The following is a 17,372-nucleotide window of genomic DNA, read 5'->3' as shown; positions in this document are numbered from 1 at the left end:
CTCACGGCAGGCAGATCGGCTCGACAATGAAGGGTTATGAGATGACGGTTCGACAATGGCTCGGCGCGATTGCCGCCACAGCGGTCGCCGCGATCGGCGCGACTTCGGCGTCGGCCCAGACTGCGACACCGCTACCCGTGAAGGTCATGATCGTGTCCATGTTCGGGCCGGAGGGCGGCGTCTGGCTGTCTCACCGTGACCTGAAACGAACGATCGCGGTGCCGGGACTCTCGCCCGACTATCCAGACGTGCATTGCGGGCCAGACGGCGTCTGCCTGATCACGACCGGCATGGGGCATACCAACGCCGCCGCCTCGATTGCGGCGCTCGTATTCTCGGGAAAGTTCGACCTGCGCCACAGCTATTGGCTGGTCGCGGGCATCGCCGGCATCGATCCGCATGAAGGCACGCTCGGCTCCGCCGCTTGGGCGCACTACGTCGTCGATTGGGGTCTGCAATGGGAACTCGACGCGCGGGAGGCGCCGAAGGATTGGCCGTCCGGCTATCTGGGCATCAACACCAAAAGCCCGAGCCAGAAGCCGCCGCTCGATTACCGGACCGAGGTCTACACCCTGAACGCGGCGCTGCTCGACAAAGCCCTCGCCCTGTCCAAGGATGTGACGCTCGCGGACAGCCCCGAGGCGCAGACGGCGCGTGCCGCTTATCCCGCGCCCGCCAACCAGCCGCCGCACGTCATCCAATGCGATACGCTGGCCGGCGACACTTGGTTCTCCGGCACGCATCTGGGCGAACGCGCGGAAGCCTGGACCAAGCTGCTGACGGATGGGCATGGCATCTATTGCACCACGCAGCAGGAAGACAACGCGACCTATGAGGTCCTGAAGCGGGCGACCGCCGCCGGCCTGGCGGATGATCAGCGCGTGGCGGTTCTGCGCACGGGGTCCGATTTCGACCGCCCTGCCCCCGGCGGCAGCGACGTGGCCAATCTTCTGAACTATCAGGCCCAGGGCGGCTTCATGCCGGCGATCACTAATCTGTATCGCGCCGGCAATCCCTTGGTGCAGGACATCGTCACCAATTGGGCGGAGTGGCAGACTGCGGTGCCGACGCCATAAGCCCGATCTCGTCCTGGCCATGGCCGCCCGACCAGGCGCTCAGGCGCGTCTGATCCTCAGGCGCCAGCAACTGCTGGCCGGCTCGCCGCAACAGCACAGCAAGGCGGCCAGCGGTCTCTTGAATGCTCAACACCGCCACGTCATCAAGCCAGATGGCGCGCAGCATGATCATCGATTCCAGCGATCGGCCCTGCTGCTGCAAGGCGATCACGTCGATCAATAGCCGCTCGTCCGGCGTGATCACCGGACTGCTGACGCCGCTGATGGCCAGGGCCCTCGCCGCCGCACCGGGTGCGGCAAGGCTGCCGATGAAATCGAGCAGCGCACGATCGGCGTTCGGGCAGGCGAGCATGTCCAGAATGGCGCGCACATGGGATCGCCGATCAACGCCCGTACGCAACCCCTCCACCTCTACCCGGATTGCCAGCAGCAACACCGATTCAGCGGGCGGTAGATGTCCTCGATCGCGTGCCTCGGCCTGGTTCATCGAAAGGCTCCCTCACTTGCATTTGCAACTCATTCGCAATTGAAGATGTAAGGGAAGGCGATGCGCGGAGCAAGAGTGGCGTTCAGGAAGTGAAGCGTGATGAGTGGCGGACCCAGAACATCGTCACCCGCACACTTGATCCGCGCATGACAATGTTTTTGGGAATTTATGGATGACGCTCAACCCTTAACTGGGATCGGCACCACCTTGATGGTCGCGGCGGGCGGGCCATAGACATCCCGCGCCCGCTTGAGGAAGGCGTAGACCATGCGGCGCACGGCCTCGGCGAAGACCGAACCGATCGCCATTTGCAGAACTTTGCTGCGAAACTCGAAGTCCACGAAGAAGTCGATCGAGCAGCCCGCATGGTCCGGCTCGAACCGCCACCGATTGTTGAGGTAGCGGAACGGCCCATTCTCATAATGCACTTCTATGGTATGCGGATGCTCCAGCTTCACCCGGCTGGTGAAGCTCTCCCGGAACGGACCAAAGCCGATGGTCAGATCCGCGACCAGTTCCTCATCCGTATGGCTGCGAATGCGCGCGCCGACGCACCAGGGCAGGAACTGCGGATATTTGCCTACATCCGCCACCAGATCGAACATCTGCTCGGGCGAATAGGCCACCCGCTTTTGCTCCGAGTAGCGCGGCATCAGTCTGCTGCAGCTTGATAGGCGCCACCAGCCAGCTTCGCCGCCCGCGCATCGCGCAGCGCCGCGAAATCCTTGTCGGCATGATAGGAACTGCGCGTCAGCGGCGTCGCCGAGACCATCAGGAACCCCTTCGCGCGCGCCAGGGTCGCGTAATCCGCGAATTCATCCGGCGTCACGAAGCTCGCCACCGCCGCGTGCTTGGCCGTCGGCTGGAGGTATTGGCCGAGCGTCAGGAAATCGACATCCGCGATGCGCAGATCGTCCATCACCTGCCCCACTTCCGGCCGCGCCTCCCCCAGGCCGACCATCATGCCGGACTTGGTGAAGATCGTCGGGTTGAGCATCTTCACCTGATCGAGCAGACGCAGGGACTGAAAGTAACGCGCACCCGGCCGGATGGTGGGATAGAGCCGCGGCACCGTTTCCAGATTGTGGTTGAAAACATCCGGCGCGGCCTCGGCCACGATTTCCACGGCGCCCGGCTTGCGCAGGAAGTCCGGCGTCAACACCTCGATCGTCGTGCCCGGCGCCGCCGCCCGGATGGCGCGGATGACCTGAAAAAAGTGCCGCGCGCCACCATCAGTCAGGTCATCCCGATCGACGGAGGTGATTACGACATGGCGCAGGCCGAGCTTGGCAACGGCATCCGCCACCCGCGCCGGCTCATCGGCGTCCAAGGCATCCGGCAGGCCCGTGCGAATGTTGCAAAAGGCGCAGGCGCGCGTGCAGGTATCGCCCATGATCATCATGGTCGCATGGCGCTGGGACCAGCACTCCCCGATATTCGGGCAGGCGGCTTCCTCGCAAACCGTGACGAGCTTGTTTTCCCGCATCAGGGCGCGGGTCTCGTGATAGGTCGGGTGATTGGGCGCGCGAACCCGGATCCAGTCGGGCTTGCGCGCGATGGGATTATCCGGTCGATGCGCCTTTTCGGGGTGGCGCAGGGCGCCCCCCTGGCGGTGGTCTATGAGAACCCGCGTCGCCATGATGCTGTCCCTGAATACCCTCGGGTTAGAAGTGAATTGCCTGGCCGTAGGCGTCAAGCACCGCCTCATGCATGGTTTCGCTCACGGTCGGGTGGGGGAAAACCGTCTCCATCAACTCGGCCTCGGTCGTCTCCAGCGTGCGGGCGATGACATAGCCCTGGATCATCTCTGTCACTTCCGCGCCGACCATATGGGCGCCGATCATCTCCCCGGTTTTGGCGTCGAAGATGGTCTTCACCAGTCCCTCCGGCTCGCCCATGGCGATCGCCTTGCCGTTGCCGATGAAGGGGAAGCGCCCGACGCGGATCTCACGCCCGGCGGCCTTGGCCTTGGCCTCGGTCATGCCGACCGAAGCGACCTGCGGGCGGCAATAGGTGCAGCCAGGAATATTGCCGATATCGAGCGGATGCGGATGCTTGCCGGCAATCATCTCGACGCAGATGACGCCCTCATGGCTGGCCTTATGGGCGAGCCAGGGCGCGCCCGCGATATCGCCGATGGCATAGAGACCCTCGACACCCGTGCGGCCGAAGCCGTCCACCACGACATGCGTGCGCTCGACTTTAACGCCCGCTGCTTCGAGGCCGATATTCTCGACGTTACCGACGATACCGACCGCCGAGATCACGCGATCGACGGTGAACTCCTCGGTCTTTCCCCCGGCCTCGACCGTCACCGTCACGCTGTCTGTGCCCTTCTTCACGCCTTTGACGGAAGCGCTGGTGATGATGGTCATCCCCTGCTTCTCGAAGGCCTTGCGCGCGAAGGCACTGATCTCCTCATCCTCGACCGGCAAGACCCGGTCCAGCGTTTCGACCACCGTCACCTTGGCCCCCATGTTGAGGTAGAAGCTGGCGAATTCGATGCCGATGGCGCCCGACCCGATGACCAGCAGAGTCGTCGGCATCATGGTCGGCACCATGGCGTGTTTGTAGTTCCAGATCAGCGTGCCGTCGGCCTCGATGCCCGGCAGTTCGCGCGGCCGCGCGCCCGTCGCCAGGATGATATGCGGCGCCTTCAGGGTCGCGACGTCCTTCCCGTCTTTCGTGACCGAGACGGTGTTCTTGCCGGCGAGCTTCGCCTCACCGTCGATGACGGTGATCTTGTTCTTCTTGAGCAGAAAGGTGACGCCCGACACCAATTGCTTGGCGACGCCGCGCGACCGCTTCACCACCTTGGCGAGGTCGAAGCGGATATTGTCGGCGGTGAAACCGAATTCATCGAGATGGGCGAGCAGATGCGAAATCTCGGCACTGCGCAGCAGCGCCTTGGTGGGAATGCAGCCCCAGTTGAGGCAGATGCCACCCAGATGCTCACGCTCCACCACAGCCGTTTTCATGCCGAGCTGCGCCGCGCGAATAGCAGCGACGTAGCCGCCCGGACCGCCGCCGATGACCACGAGATCGAATGCTTGCTCGGCCATGTCGTATTACCTCTTCAATGTGGCCAACTCGTAGGGTGGATGAGCGAAGCGTCATCCACCAAATGCCGGCGGATTACGCGTCGCTTATCCGCCCACCATCGCCCGCCAAAGCCTCAAGCGCGGCTCCGGTCAGTCTCTGTCGCGTCCATCCGTCTTGCGGCACGGCACCGATCGCGCGGTAGAAGCGAATGGCGGGCTCGTTCCAATCCAGAACATCCCAATCCATCCGCGCACATCCCTGTGAAATGGCGTGTCGGGCGAGGAATCGGAAGATCATTCGGCCGATGCCTGCCGCGCGATAGGCGGGGTCCACGTAGACATCTTCTACGAACAATCCGTGCCGCCCGCGAAAGGTGCTGAAGTTGTAGAACCAAACCGAAAAGCCCACCGGCCTGCCGTCGATCGAGACGATCAAGGCCTCCGCGCGGGGAATCTTCCCGAAGAGCGAGTCATGGAAATCGGCTTCTGTCGCCAGCACCTCATGCGCAAGCTTCTCGTATTCGGCGAGGGCGCGCACGAAGCCGAGGATGGTTCCCACATCCTCAGGCGTCGCCAGCCGCAGCTCAGGCGCGGACACCGGCGCCTCAGAGCATCAGGTTGAGTGGTTCCTGGATGATTGCTTTAAAAGCCTGCAACCATTCGGCACCCAACGCGCCATCGACCACGCGGTGATCGACGCTGAGCGTCGCGCTCATGACAGTCGCGACAGCCAATTGTCCGTCCTTGACGACCGGACGCGGTTCGCCCGCGCCGACGGCCAGGATCGCCGCCTGGGGCGGATTGATGATGGCCTGGAAGTCCTTCACGCCGAACATGCCGAGATTGGACACCGAGAAGCCGCCGCCCTGGAATTCCTCTGGCTTGAGCTTTCCGGCGCGGGCGCGCAGGCCAAGGTCCTTCATCTCATTGCTGATCGTGGCCAGGCCCTTCTGGTCCGCACGGCGGATGATCGGCGTGATCAGACCGTCCGGGATGGCGACGGCGACCGAGACATCGACATCGTCATAATAGGCGACGCCGTCTTCGGTGAAGCTGGCATTGACCTTGGGCACACGGCGCAGCGCCAGGGCCGAGGCCTTGATGATCATGTCATTGACCGACAGCTTGAACGATCCGCCGCCATCCTTCGACGACCGGGCGTTCAACTCGCCGCGTAGTTTCAACAGCGCGTCCAGCTCGATATCCATCGTCAGATAGAAATGCGGAACCGTCTGCTTGCTCTCGGTCAGGCGCTTGGCAATGACGCGGCGCATGGAACTATGCGGCACGAACTGATGCGGAGCGGTGATGGTGGGCGTGGGCGCCTTGGCGGGTGCGGGCGGCGCCTTGGCGGTGACGGGTGCAGGCGCAGTTGCGGGAGCCGAGGTCGCGGGGGCTGATGCGCCCTGCCCTTTTTGGGCGGCCTGGACATCCGCGCGGACGATGCGGCCGTTCGGGCCACTGCCATTGACGCCCTTCAGGTCGATGCCGGCGTCCTTGGCGATGCGCTTGGCGAGGGGCGATGCAACGATCCGCTCGCCGCTGTCATGACCATTGACCACATTGGCAGCTGACGCCGGCGCAGCTTGTTTCGGTGCCTCGGCGGGCGCCGCCGCTACGGGGGCAGCAGCCGGCGCGCCTTCGGCGGGAACGGTCTCACCCACCTGCACCAGGATGGCGATTGGCGCATTGACCTTCACGCCCTCCGTGCCGTCCGGCACCAGGATTTTGCCCAGCACCCCTTCATCGACCGCTTCCACTTCCATGGTCGCCTTGTCGGTTTCGATCTCGGCGAGCACGTCACCCGCCTTGATCGTCTCGCCCTGTTTCTTGAGCCAGCGGGAGAGTGTGCCCTCCGTCATCGTCGGGCTGAGTGCGGGCATGAGGATGTTGATGGCCATTCGGCGTGCTCCTCAAACGATCTTGCGAACAGCGTCCACGATCCAGGAGACCTGCGGCAAGGCAAGCTTCTCCAGATTGGCGGCATAGGGCAACGGCACATCCAGGCCATGCACGCGCATAGGCGGGGCGTCGAGCCAGTCGAAGCAGTGCTCGGTCACCTGCATGGCGATTTCGGCGCCGATGCCCGCGAAGGGCCAGCCCTCCTCCACCGTCACGACCCGGCTGGTCTTCTTCACGCTCTTCACGATGGTGTCGATATCGAGCGGCCGGATGGTACGCAGGTTGATGACTTCGGCACTGATGCCCTGCTTGGCCAGTTCCTCGGCGGCATGCAGAGCCGCACCCACCATGATGCTGAAGGCGACGATGGTGACATGCTCGCCCTCACGCTCGACCTTGGCGCGGCCGATCGGCAGAACGAAATCCTCGGCGGTCGGAACCTCGAAGCTCTGGCCGTACAGGATTTCGTTTTCGAGGAAGATGACCGGGTTCGGGTCGCGAATGGCGGCGCGCAACAGACCCTTGGCGTCGGCTGCCGACCACGGCGCCACGACCTTCAGGCCGGGGCAATGCGCATACCAGGACGCGTAGCACTGGCTGTGCTGCGCCCCGACGCGGGAGGCCGCGCCGTTGGGGCCACGGAACACGATCGGCGTGCCCATCTGCCCACCGGACATATACAGCGTCTTGGAGGCCGAGTTGATGATCTGGTCGATCGCCTGCATGGCGAAGTTGAAGGTCATGAACTCCACGATCGGCTTCAGCCCGCTCATCGCGGCGCCAACGGCCATACCCGTAAAACCATGCTCGGTGATCGGCGTATCGATAACGCGGCGCGGGCCGAATTCGTCGAGCAAGCCCTGGCTGATCTTATAGGCACCCTGATATTGGGCGACTTCCTCGCCGAGCAGGAACACGTCGCCATTGGCGCGCATTTCCGCGGCCATGGCGTCACGCAGTGCCTCGCGCACGGTGGTTGCCTTGGTCGGACCCCAATCCTTGTCGGGTTCCGGCACGGCGGCAGCGGTCGCCACGCTCGGGAGCGCCTTGATCACGGCAGGCGCGCCGGCAGGTGCAGGCTCCGCGACCGGTGCGGCACTTTCGGCCTTGGCGGGTGCGGCGGCCGTGGTGCCGGCAGCGCCATTGATCTCAGCGATCGGCGTGTTGACGGCGACGCCCTCGGCGCCTTCTTCCACCAGGATGGAGGACAGTTTGCCTTCATCCACGGCTTCCACTTCCATGGTCGCCTTGTCGGTCTCGATTTCGGCGATCACGTCACCGGCGCGGATGTCGTCACCGACCTTTTTAAGCCAGCGCGACAGCTTGCCCTCGGTCATGGTGGGGGACAGAGCCGGCATCAGAATTTGGGTCGCCATCGGCTCAGACCTCCACCAGAATATCGGTCCAAAGCTCCGACGCATCAGGCTCGGGGCTGGACTGGGCGAAATCCGCCGCGTCCTGCACCACGACCTTTACGGCGTCGTCGATCTTCTTGATCTCCGCCTCGTCCACCCCGTGCTCGGTGAGCAGGGCATGAACGGCCTCGATGCAGTCGCGCTCGCTGCGCATCTTCTGCACCTCTTCCCGCGTGCGGTATTTGGCGGGATCGGACATGGAATGGCCGCGATAGCGGTAGGTCTTCATCTCCAGCAGGAAGGGGCCCTTGCCGGCGCGGCAATGGGCGATGGCCTGCTCCGCCGCTTCCTTGACGGCGATCACGCTCATGCCATCGACCTGAAGACCCGGAATGCCCCAGGGGCTGCCGTTCTTGGAGAGGTCCTTGGAGGCAGAGGCGCGCTCGACGCTGGTGCCCATGCCGTAGCGGTTATTCTCGATCACGAAGACCACGGGCAGCTTCATCAGCGCCGCGAGGTTGAAGCTCTCGAAAACCTGGCCCTGATTGGACGCACCTTCACCGAAATAGGTGACGGAGACATGGTCATTGCCGCGATACCAATTGGCGAAGCCGAGGCCCGCGCCGATACTGACCTGCGCGCCGACGATGCCGTGGCCGCCGTAGAAGCCCTTGGCCTTGCTGAACATATGCATCGAGCCGCCCTTGCCATGGGAATAGCCCGTGGAGCGCCCCGTGAGTTCGGCCATGACGCCGCGCGCTTCCATGCCGGTGGCGAGCATATGGCCGTGATCGCGATAGCTGGTGACGACCTGGTCGCCCGGCTTCAGGGCCGCCTGGATGCCGATGACGACGGCTTCCTGGCCGATATAGAGATGGCAGAAGCCACCGATCAGGCCCATGCCGTAGAGCTGGCCGGCCTTCTCCTCAAACCGTCGGATGAGGAGCATGTCGTGATAGGCGCGAATCAGGTCCTCTTTACCCATGGAAACCTCGCGGGTCTTCGGGCGTTTGCGGGAGTCGGTTGCCAGGGCCATTCCATTCTCCGTGCGGTCGATCGGTGGCGGTATGACCGGAAAGACGACGAACACCTAGCCACTCAGGGCATTCCCGACAAGCGGATGCGGGATAAAACCGTGATGTTGCAATGCAATATGAGGTATTAACCACGAAGCGGTTAAGTGCTTGAATGGCCATCGCCGAGGGCCTGAGGCGGAACGCGGCATTGCCTGAAACAGGCGATTGGCGACCGGTTATTGCGACGGGACGGTCGAGAAGCTCCAACTGTTGCGCGAACGACATTTGTCGCCTCGTCGGGCGGATCTGGTTCGGGACGACGATCCTATGCCGCCGTCCGCTCGATCTGCATCCGAACGTTTAGCCCCGCGCGCGCGGCAAGAACGATGAGGGCATCCAAGCCGAAGTTGTTGATCCGACCACGCAGCAGGTCGTTCAACCGAGGCTGCGTCACGTTCAATCGCCGCGCCGCTGCGGCCTGGGTCACCCCCCACGTTGAGACGACATGGCGGATCGCGGTCATCAACTCCGAGCGGAGCCGCATGTGAGCAGCCTCCGCCGGGGTATCTTCCAAAGCATCCCAGACACTAGCGAAAACCTCACCCGTAATGGTCTTTGATTGGGTCATGTCCTGCTCCGCGTCAGTTCCCGAAATCGCGCCTCTGCCACCTCCAGGTCGCGTCTCGGCGTCGCCTGGCTCTTCTTCTGGAATGCATGAAGGACGTAAACTGCTTCCGGGAAGGTCGCGACATAAATGATCCGAAATGCACCCGCCTGATCCCGAATGCGCACCTCTCGCACGCCCGGTCCAATGGAGGCCATCGGCTTCCAATCGTCAGGCTCCAGACCGCGCTGAACTCTGTCTAACTGGTAGCCAACTTCACGCCGCGCTTGTTCGTGAAACACTTTAATGTCCCCGAGTGACGATGCCAGGAAGGACAAGGGTTTCAACCATCAACCCCATAATATCAGTTTTAGTATAATCTAGAGCCGACCGCCAGACGTCGTCAGGCGGATAACGCTCCGCTCATCCGCCCTACGACGTTACGAAGGCTTCATCACCTCGAACATCGCACTGTCGATCATGAAGCTGCCATCCGGCTCGATGGCGAAGTGCCGGCGCACGGGCTCGGCCATCGCGCCTTGAAGCATCCGGATCGCTTGGGCGAGTTCCGGCGGCGTCCGCATCCGCGCGATCCAGGTCGCGAACTCCATGCGCAAGCGGAAGGCGCGTGCGGTCCCGGCCACGAACCCCGCCGAGGCCAAGGTCGCCTCCCACTCGCCGCGCGTGTAATCCCGCACATGAGAGGTATCGCGCAGGACTTCGACGGTTTGCAGATAGGTGTCGAGCGCCGGCCCGCCCGGCGACACGATGTCGATGAACACCGCGCGGCCGCCGGGTTTCAGCACGCGGAACGCCTCCCGCACCCCGGCCGTCCAGTCACTCCAGTGATGGGCGCTGAAGCGCGTCACCACCCAGTCGAACTGGGCATTGGCGAAGGGAAGTTCTTCCGCCCTGCCCTGCTCGACCGAGATATTGGCCAGCCCACGGTTGGCGGCCGCCGCCTCCACCACCGTCAGCATCTCGGCCGACAGGTCATAGGCCACGACCTCGGCCACATGCGGCGCGGCCACGAAGCTCATATGGCCGCCACCGCAACCCAGATCGAGCAGCCGCGCCCCGGCGCCGCCGCCTGCCAGCAGCGCCGAAAACGCCTCCAGGTCTGGTCCCTGGGAATGGACCGCGCTGGTCAGATAGGAACTGGCACGCGGCCCGAACTGCGCCGCGACGATTTTGGCCTGATCCGCCCCGCTCATGACACCACCGCCGCACTATTGGCCGCACTCATTAAGGCGCGCATCGACGCCTCCCCGCTGTCGACATCGATCCCGACGCCGAAAACATTGGGCCCGTTCGGCACCGCGCATTCGATATAGGCGGCGGCCTGGGTGCCGGAGCCCTGACCGATGGCGTGCTCCTCATAACTGACGATATCGAGCGTCACGCCGCACCCCTGGCGGAGGGCATCGACGAAGCTCGACAGCGGGCCATTGCCCTGGCCGGTGATCGTCCGCGTCTGGCCGTCGACTTCGATACGGCCGGAGAAATGCCGAATGCCACTCGCCTTGTCCGCCGCCGACACGGCGTAGTCGATCAGCGTGAAGCGCTGCGGGCCGTCCAGCCGATAGGCCTGGCGGAAGGTGGCCACGATATTGGCCGTGGTCATTTCGCGCCCGGTCGTATCTGCCATCTCCTGCACGACGCGGCTGAAGGCGATCTGCAACCGGCGCGGCAGGCGCAGGCCCTGGTCCTGCTCCAGCACCCAGGCGACGCCGCCCTTGCCGGACTGGCTGTTGACGCGAATCACCGCCTCATAGGAGCAGCCGATATCGGCCGGATCGATCGGCAGATACGGCACTTCCCAGGTCTCGTCATTCTGCGTCGCGCGGGCGGCGAAACCCTTCTTGATGGCATCCTGATGCGAACCCGAAAAGGCCGTGAACACCAGATCGCCGGCATAGGGGTGGCGCGGATGCACGGGGATCTGATTGCAATGCTCCACCGTCTCGACGACGTGGCGGATATTGGAAAAGTCGAGACCAGGATTGATGCCTTGCGTGTAGAAATTCAGCGCCATGGTGACGAGATCGACATTGCCGGTGCGCTCGCCATTGCCGAACAGGCAGCCCTCGACGCGATCGGCGCCTGCCATCAGCGCCAGTTCGGCCGCCGCGATGCCGGTGCCGCGATCGTTGTGCGGATGCACCGAAATGATGGCGCAGTCGCGCCGGCTCATATGGCGGCAGAACCATTCGATCTGATCGGCATAGACATTGGGCGTCGCGACCTCGACCGTCGCGGGCAGATTGAGGATGATCGGACGCTCCGGTGTCGGCTGCCAAATGTCCATCACCCGCTCACAGACTTCCAGCGCGAACGCCGTCTCGGTAAAGCTGAAGGTCTCGGGCGAGTATTCGTACGTCCAGATGGTGTCCGGCCGCGCGTCGGTCAGTTGCTTGATCAGCCGGGTGCCCGACACCGCCAGTTCGATCGTGCCAGCCTTGTCCTGATTGAAGACGAGGCGGCGGAACAGCTCAGACGTCGCGTTATAGAGATGAACGATGCCGCGATGCGCGCCGTCCATGCTGTCGATGGTGCGGCGGATCAGCTCCTCGCGGGACTGGGTCAGCACCTGGATGGCGACATCCTCAGGAATGAGGCCGCCCTCGATCAGGCCACGCACGAAGTCGAAATCGGTCTGGGAGGCGGAGGGAAAGGCGACTTCGATTTCCTTGAAGCCGGCTTTCACCAGCAGGTCGAAGAAGCGGCTCTTTCGCTCCCCGTCCATGGGATCGATGAGGGATTGGTTGCCGTCGCGCAGATCGACGGAACACCAGCGCGGCGGCTGGGTCAGATTGCGGCTCGGCCATTGTCGGTCGGGCAGATCGACCGCCTGGAAGGGGCGGTATTTGGCTTTGGGGGCGCTCAGCATCATGGGGGCGCTCGTTCTTTCTGGCAGACTCGATGAGACAGTGTCGTGCGGCGGTCTACGGTCGCGGGCTGGCCGTCAGCGGGCGCGACCGCACCGAAGTCGCAGCCGGGCTGTCGGCAGAACGGGCGTTATGTGATGAAATTGGATCATTGTAATGTCTTCTGGCAGTCGGGGCAGACAACAAACCCGCACCACATGCGGGGGCAAACACGGCCTCGTTAGAGAGCCGCGGTGGTAAGTCGCCCAAGAAGCGCCAGAGCGCTCATGAATGTGTCATGCGTCATTACAAGCCTAACCTGCCCGCTCCGCGCGACCCTCGCAAGTTGGATTGCGTCGCCTGCGATGCATGTCAGACCTGAGGCGCCGCCGCAGGCGGCAATCACATGCGCTCACGCGGCGGCAGGATATCGGCCAGGCGCATCAGCGCCTCCTCCTCCAGGTCGATCTCCTCCATCAGGACGCGCACCGCCTCGTCATTGATGGTGTGGTTGGCGCGAAGGGCACGCATTTCGGCGCGCTCCACCCGCACGCCGCGCAGGCGAATGGCCAGTTCCACGCGCTGATCCTCCAGCGCCCGCATCTGGTTTTCGTCGTCGCCGTCGCGGCCCTGAAGCTTCAGCCGATAATCGCTGATGACGCGCTCGACCGCCGCTTCATAAACCTCACGCGCGACGCCTTCTCGCTTGGCGATACCCTTGGCAAGCCGACCCTCAAGCTCACGAATGACACCCTGCGCCATGGCATTGCGCGCCGCCTCGACCTCAGCCTCAACGGGATCGACCTCCGGCACCGGCAGGCGCCGGATCAGCGGCGGCAAGGCGACCACGGCGAGAAGCAAGGACGACATGATGACGCCGGCCGCGATGCAAATCAGCAAGTCACGCCCTTTAAAGCGCGATCCGTCATTGAGCACGAGAGGAAGCGACAGAATACCTGCGAGCGTCACGGCGCCACGCACACCCGCGACAGAGGCCACGGCGGCCACGATGAGCCCGGGCTGCTGCAACGACTGCCGACGCAAACGTGCCATCCAGTACCGGACAAAGACCGTGAGCATGACCCAGAGGAAGCGCAGCACGACCAGCGACAGCGTGACCAGAACGATCAGCGACAGAAGCTTCCAACCCGAACGATGCGCGGTCTCGGTGATGGACAGGCCGTCTTTGACGATGGCCGGCAATTGTAGGCCGAGCAGGAGGAAGATCAGGCCGTTGAAGGCGAATTCCATGACGCCCCAGATGGCGTAGGTGCGGCGACGCACGACGCCCGCCCCGCCGCCGAAAGGGTCCATCACATTGATCGTAATGCCCGCAGCGACTGCGGCGAGGATGCCCGAGGAGCGAATTTCCTCCGCCGCCAGATACGCAGCGAAAGGCAACAGCAGGGTTAGCACGATGTAGATGGAGGTCTCTTCCATCTGGCGCGACAGCAATCGCCGGTCGAGATGGACAAAAGCCCAGCCAAATAGAGCGCCGATGAGCAAACCCCCGAGGGAGACGCAGACGAAGCTCAGCGCCGCCTCGGTAAAGGAAAACGACCCCGTCAGCACGACTGCGACGGCGACGTTGAAGGACACCAGGCCGGAGGCGTCGTTGAGCAACGCCTCCCCCTGCAGCACATGCATGAAGCGCCGCGGCAGACGCTGGCCGTTCATGATGCCACCCAGCGCCACGGCATCCGTGGGCGACAGGACCGCCGCCAGAGCGAAAGCCGCCGCCAGAGGCAGGAATGGCAGCAGCCAATGGACGAAATAGCCGACGCCGATGGTCGTAAACAGCACCAGACCCACGGCCAGAACGACCACGGGCACGCCGACCTCGCTCAATTCCCGTTTGGGAATCCGATACGCATCCGCGAAGAGCAACGGCGGGATGAACAGCAGCAGGAACAGCGCGGGGTCGATGGAGAGATGCACACCCACCATATCGCAAGCAGCGCCGGCGGCGATCTGCAACAGCGGGAGCGGCAGCCGGATAAACCGCGTGACGAGGTTCGTCAGCGCCGTGACGAAGAGAAGCAGCAGGATCGTGGTGAGGAGTTCCATCCGCGCCCTGCCCTATGACGCCGGGAACTTAGCGCGCAGACAGAACCCGCCCGGCAACGACATCGAGCTTGGCCACCAGCGCCGGATCGCGATGCGACGGCGCGGTGATCAGGCTATAGGTCAAGGCGCGGTCACAGCCGGCAGAACACAGGCCGCGTGGCGCGCCCACCGCTGGCAGCACGGCGCGGACGAGGTTGCGGGCGTTGTCGGCATTGGCGAACAACGTCTTCACGACTTCATCGACCGTGACGGCATCATGGCCTTCACGCCAGCAATCGTAATCCGTGACCATGGCGACGGTCGCGTAACAAATCTCGGCTTCACGAGCGAGCTTGGCCTCCGGCATATTCGTCATGCCGATGACGCTACAGCCCCAGGCGCGATAGAGGGTGCTCTCGGCGAAGGTCGAGAACTGCGGCCCCTCCATCGTGAGGTAGGTGCCGCCGCGCGACACCGGCAGGCCAAGGTCACGCGCCACCTGTTCCAGCGCATCGCCCAAACGGGAACAGACAGGCTGCGCCATGGAGACATGGGCGACGCAGCCGGGGCCGAAAAAGCTCTTTTCGCGGGCGAAGGTGCGGTCGATGAACTGGTCGATGACCACGAAATGGCCCGGCGGCAACTCTTCCTGAAGACTGCCCACGGCGGAGAGGGAAATGATGTCCGTCACCCCGACCCGCTTCAGCGCGTCGATATTGGCGCGGTAGTTCAGGTCGGAGGGCGGCAGCGGATGGCCACGGCCATGGCGCGGCAGGAAGACGCAGCGCAAGCCGTGCAGGCGGCCGAACATCAGCTCATCGGATGGCGGACCCCAGGGCGTCTCGACCCGGCGCCACTCCCGCTCTTCCAGATCCGCGATGTCATACAGGCCGGAGCCGCCGATGACTCCGAGCAGGGGTTCGATGGTTTCGCTCATCGGATCATCCATGGTCGGGTTCGGCATGGGGGAGCGCCGACCAGATGCGCCGCTTGAACAGCAGGGTCAGGAAGGCCAGGAAGCAGAGGAACAGGACGACACGCACGCCATCCCCGCGCCGCTCCTCGACCGTAGGATCGGCAGCCCAGGCGAGGAATGTCGTGACGTCATGCGACATTTCCGGAACCGTCGCCTTGGTGCCGTCTGCGAAGGTCATCTGCCCGTCATGCAGCGGATTGGCCATGGCGATCTGGTTGCCGGGGAAGGCCGTGTTGAAGCTACGGTTCGGGAACAGCGTCACACCCGGCGGGGCATCGCCGTAGCTGGTCAGCAGGTCGTCGAGGTAGGTGACGCCGCCGGGGCTCATCGGAACGAAAGCGCGCTGTGGCACGATCAGGCTCAGATCGGGCGGATAGGCACCGTAATTGGCGGCGCGCGCAGCCTGAGGGTTCAGGAACGGGTTGGGAAAGCGGTCGGCCGGCACGCCGGGGCGCAGAACGGGCAGGCCCATGGCATCGACACCGCCCGGCACCATGGCCGTGGAGGCCATGGCCGCCGCTTGATGCGGGGAAAGGCCGATCCCCTCCAGGTCACCGAAACGAAGATCGCGGATGGAATGGCAGGCGGCGCAGGCCTGCTCATACACCTGAAAGCCGCGCTGAAGGGCGGCGCGGTCATAGGTTCCGAGCGGACCGCGAAAGCCCCATGACGTCGAGGACGTGTTGATGGCCTTGCCGCCTTCCGCGCCACCTTCGTCGGCGCGGACGGGCGTCATGGCAGCGGCCAGACCGAGCGCGAGGAGCGCGGCGAAGCCGGATGTGAAGCTCAGGCGGCGCATCAGCGTGCCTCCTGCGTATGCAATCGGGGCGTCAATGCCGAGGATCGCACCACCGGCATCTCGCGCGGCGTCTCGATCGCGCCCAGCAGCGGCAGCGCGATCAGGAAGAAGGCGAAATAGAGCAGCGTGAACAGCCGGTCGAGGAAGACCCAGCCTGCCGTGGTGGGATGCGCACCCGCCCAGCCGAGCAGGATCACCAACACGAAGAAGGCGATCAGCGCGGGCCGGAACAAGGGCCGATACCGGGCGCTGCGCACCGGCGAGGTATCGAGCCAGGGCAGCAGGAACAGCACAGCCCAGCCTGCGACGACCAGAACCAGTCCGATGAAGTGGCTCTCGGCGCAGCGGCTCATGGCGTAGAAAGGCAGCAAATACCATTGCGGCACCACATTGGTGGGCATGATCAGCGGATTGCCGGGCAACGCGTTCGCGGCATTCTCGAAGGTATAGGGAATGAAGAAGACGACGATGGAGCAAACGATGAGGAAGACCAGAACCGCCAGCGCCGCGCGCACCGTGTAATACGGATGGTACGGCACCATCGGGCCACGGTGCTCACTCTCCGTGGCATGGACGCTGCTGGAGCGGATGCCACGGACATGAATGAAGACCGCGCCGCAGACGGCGAAGGCCAGAAGGATGTGGAAGACGTAGAAATGCGTCAGCGTCGTTTCGTTCAAAGCGTCCGCGCCGAGGATCCAGCGCACCACGTTATGGCCGATGAAGGGGAAGCCGCCGAGCACATTGGCGAGCGCGAGCGTCGACCAATAGGACATCTGGCCCCAGGGCAGAAGGAAGCCGGTATAAGCCGTCAGCATCATCAGGATCAGCGTGACGAGACCGAGCATCCAAATCCGCTCGCGCGGCTTCTTGTAGGAGCCGTAGTAGAGGCTGCGGCCCAGATTGATGAAGGCGATGATGAAGAAGATCGAGGTGCCTGCCATATGCATCAGCCGAATGAGCCAGCCGTAGCTGACGCCGCGCATGATCCACTGGATCGTCTCGAAGGGATAAGACCCGACGGCGTAGTTCATGGCCAGAAACAGGCCGGTGACCATCATCAAAGCCAGGGACACGGCGGCGAGAATGCCGAAATGCCATAACAGGCCCTGGCTGCGGGGCACCAGGGTGCTGCCGAAGCGTGGCCGCGCTGGGCCATCCAGAGGAGCCGCTTTCGTCTCGATCGCCATCGTCTACCGCTCC

Annotated in this window: 17 protein-coding genes; 1 reads left to right on the top strand and 16 read right to left on the bottom strand. The window is 63.9% G+C overall.

The window, feature by feature from the left end:
* Nucleotides 1-41 precede the first annotated feature (41 nt).
* Entirely contained in the window at nt 42-1,076 is a 1,035-nt protein-coding gene (locus tag QP803_RS07740; protein WP_284947203.1) for a purine-nucleoside phosphorylase, read from the top strand.
* Here the strand turns inward: QP803_RS07740 and QP803_RS07735 are convergent.
* From QP803_RS07735 to QP803_RS07660, 16 genes are all read right to left on the bottom strand, one after another.
* Complete coding sequence (locus QP803_RS07735; RefSeq protein ID WP_284947202.1) at nt 1,033-1,563, bottom strand: hypothetical protein; 531 nt, start codon at nt 1,561-1,563, stop codon at nt 1,033-1,035. The two genes, QP803_RS07740 and QP803_RS07735, sit on opposite strands and share 44 nt — an antisense overlap.
* 179 nt (nt 1,564-1,742) lie before the next feature.
* Nucleotides 1,743-2,216 (bottom strand): type II toxin-antitoxin system RatA family toxin, encoded by a 474-nt coding sequence (locus QP803_RS07730; RefSeq protein ID WP_284947201.1) that lies wholly within the window; start codon nt 2,214-2,216, stop codon nt 1,743-1,745.
* Nucleotides 2,216-3,202 carry a lipoyl synthase gene (gene lipA / locus QP803_RS07725; RefSeq protein ID WP_284947200.1) on the bottom strand — a complete coding sequence of 329 codons (987 nt, stop codon included), beginning with the start codon at nt 3,200-3,202 and terminating at the stop codon, nt 2,216-2,218. Before lipA ends, QP803_RS07730 begins: the two co-directional genes overlap by 1 nt.
* Before the next feature lie 25 nt (nt 3,203-3,227).
* On the bottom strand, nt 3,228-4,625 hold the full coding sequence (gene lpdA, locus QP803_RS07720) for a dihydrolipoyl dehydrogenase (protein ID WP_284947199.1): 1,398 nt from the start codon (nt 4,623-4,625) through the stop codon (nt 3,228-3,230).
* A gap of 73 nt (nt 4,626-4,698) precedes the next feature.
* Nucleotides 4,699-5,202: a GNAT family N-acetyltransferase gene (locus QP803_RS07715; RefSeq protein WP_284947198.1), complete on the bottom strand. Its 504-nt coding sequence runs from the start codon at nt 5,200-5,202 to the stop codon at nt 4,699-4,701.
* 7 nt (nt 5,203-5,209) lie between these two features.
* Nucleotides 5,210-6,505 (bottom strand): pyruvate dehydrogenase complex dihydrolipoamide acetyltransferase, encoded by a 1,296-nt coding sequence (locus tag QP803_RS07710; RefSeq protein WP_284947197.1) that lies wholly within the window; start codon nt 6,503-6,505, stop codon nt 5,210-5,212.
* 12 nt (nt 6,506-6,517) lie between these two features.
* On the bottom strand, nt 6,518-7,882 hold the full coding sequence (locus QP803_RS07705; RefSeq protein ID WP_284947196.1) for a pyruvate dehydrogenase complex E1 component subunit beta: 1,365 nt from the start codon (nt 7,880-7,882) through the stop codon (nt 6,518-6,520).
* A 4-nt stretch (nt 7,883-7,886) separates the two neighbouring features.
* Nucleotides 7,887-8,846: a pyruvate dehydrogenase (acetyl-transferring) E1 component subunit alpha gene (pdhA, locus tag QP803_RS07700; protein WP_434082912.1), complete on the bottom strand. Its 960-nt coding sequence runs from the start codon at nt 8,844-8,846 to the stop codon at nt 7,887-7,889.
* A 356-nt stretch (nt 8,847-9,202) separates the two neighbouring features.
* Nucleotides 9,203-9,505, bottom strand: a complete 303-nt coding sequence (locus QP803_RS07695) for a helix-turn-helix domain-containing protein (RefSeq protein WP_284947194.1) — start codon at nt 9,503-9,505, stop codon at nt 9,203-9,205.
* A complete protein-coding gene (locus QP803_RS07690) occupies nt 9,502-9,783 on the bottom strand; it encodes a type II toxin-antitoxin system RelE/ParE family toxin (protein ID WP_284947851.1) in 282 nt (93 codons plus the stop codon). The genes QP803_RS07695 and QP803_RS07690 overlap by 4 nt, the downstream gene beginning before the upstream one ends.
* A gap of 138 nt (nt 9,784-9,921) precedes the next feature.
* A complete protein-coding gene (locus QP803_RS07685) occupies nt 9,922-10,695 on the bottom strand; it encodes a class I SAM-dependent methyltransferase (RefSeq protein ID WP_284947193.1) in 774 nt (257 codons plus the stop codon).
* Complete coding sequence (gene leuA, locus QP803_RS07680) at nt 10,692-12,374, bottom strand: 2-isopropylmalate synthase (RefSeq protein ID WP_434082897.1); 1,683 nt, start codon at nt 12,372-12,374, stop codon at nt 10,692-10,694. The genes QP803_RS07685 and leuA overlap by 4 nt, the downstream gene beginning before the upstream one ends.
* 376 nt (nt 12,375-12,750) lie before the next feature.
* Complete coding sequence (locus tag QP803_RS07675) at nt 12,751-14,415, bottom strand: Na+/H+ antiporter (RefSeq protein ID WP_284947192.1); 1,665 nt, start codon at nt 14,413-14,415, stop codon at nt 12,751-12,753.
* A gap of 28 nt (nt 14,416-14,443) precedes the next feature.
* Nucleotides 14,444-15,331 (bottom strand): S-methyl-5'-thioadenosine phosphorylase, encoded by an 888-nt coding sequence (locus QP803_RS07670; RefSeq protein ID WP_284947191.1) that lies wholly within the window; start codon nt 15,329-15,331, stop codon nt 14,444-14,446.
* Nucleotides 15,332-15,335: 4 nt separating this feature from the next.
* Nucleotides 15,336-16,169 carry a cytochrome c1 gene (locus QP803_RS07665; RefSeq protein WP_284947190.1) on the bottom strand — a complete coding sequence of 278 codons (834 nt, stop codon included), beginning with the start codon at nt 16,167-16,169 and terminating at the stop codon, nt 15,336-15,338.
* Nucleotides 16,169-17,359: a cytochrome b gene (locus QP803_RS07660; protein WP_284947189.1), complete on the bottom strand. Its 1,191-nt coding sequence runs from the start codon at nt 17,357-17,359 to the stop codon at nt 16,169-16,171. Before QP803_RS07660 ends, QP803_RS07665 begins: the two co-directional genes overlap by 1 nt.
* Nucleotides 17,360-17,372: the final 13 nt, after the last annotated feature.

Source organism: Acidisoma sp. PAMC 29798, assembly GCF_030252425.1.
Taxonomy (GTDB): Bacteria; Pseudomonadota; Alphaproteobacteria; order Acetobacterales; family Acetobacteraceae; genus Acidisoma; species Acidisoma cladoniae.
Note: the sequence above shows the minus strand (reverse complement) of the source record. Positions and strands in the feature narration are given on the sequence as shown.

Excerpts from the sequence above, each read along its gene's own strand:
- QP803_RS07660 (WP_284947189.1), bottom strand. The coding sequence starts at position 17,359 with ATGGCGATCGAGACGAAAGCGGCTCCTCTGGATGGCCCAGCGCGGCCA.
- QP803_RS07695 (WP_284947194.1), bottom strand. The coding sequence starts at position 9,505 with ATGACCCAATCAAAGACCATTACGGGTGAGGTTTTCGCTAGTGTCTGG.
- QP803_RS07730 (WP_284947201.1), bottom strand. The coding sequence starts at position 2,216 with ATGCCGCGCTACTCGGAGCAAAAGCGGGTGGCCTATTCGCCCGAGCAG.
- QP803_RS07670 (WP_284947191.1), bottom strand. The coding sequence starts at position 15,331 with ATGAGCGAAACCATCGAACCCCTGCTCGGAGTCATCGGCGGCTCCGGC.
- QP803_RS07685 (WP_284947193.1), bottom strand. The coding sequence starts at position 10,695 with ATGAGCGGGGCGGATCAGGCCAAAATCGTCGCGGCGCAGTTCGGGCCG.
- pdhA (WP_434082912.1), bottom strand. The coding sequence starts at position 8,846 with ATGGGTAAAGAGGACCTGATTCGCGCCTATCACGACATGCTCCTCATC.
- lpdA (WP_284947199.1), bottom strand. The coding sequence starts at position 4,625 with ATGGCCGAGCAAGCATTCGATCTCGTGGTCATCGGCGGCGGTCCGGGC.
- lipA (WP_284947200.1), bottom strand. The coding sequence starts at position 3,202 with ATGGCGACGCGGGTTCTCATAGACCACCGCCAGGGGGGCGCCCTGCGC.
- QP803_RS07705 (WP_284947196.1), bottom strand. The coding sequence starts at position 7,882 with ATGGCGACCCAAATTCTGATGCCGGCTCTGTCCCCCACCATGACCGAG.
- QP803_RS07735 (WP_284947202.1), bottom strand. The coding sequence starts at position 1,563 with ATGAACCAGGCCGAGGCACGCGATCGAGGACATCTACCGCCCGCTGAA.
- QP803_RS07675 (WP_284947192.1), bottom strand. The coding sequence starts at position 14,415 with ATGGAACTCCTCACCACGATCCTGCTGCTTCTCTTCGTCACGGCGCTG.
- leuA (WP_434082897.1), bottom strand. The coding sequence starts at position 12,374 with ATGATGCTGAGCGCCCCCAAAGCCAAATACCGCCCCTTCCAGGCGGTC.
- QP803_RS07740 (WP_284947203.1), top strand. The coding sequence starts at position 42 with ATGACGGTTCGACAATGGCTCGGCGCGATTGCCGCCACAGCGGTCGCC.
- QP803_RS07710 (WP_284947197.1), bottom strand. The coding sequence starts at position 6,505 with ATGGCCATCAACATCCTCATGCCCGCACTCAGCCCGACGATGACGGAG.
- QP803_RS07665 (WP_284947190.1), bottom strand. The coding sequence starts at position 16,169 with ATGCGCCGCCTGAGCTTCACATCCGGCTTCGCCGCGCTCCTCGCGCTC.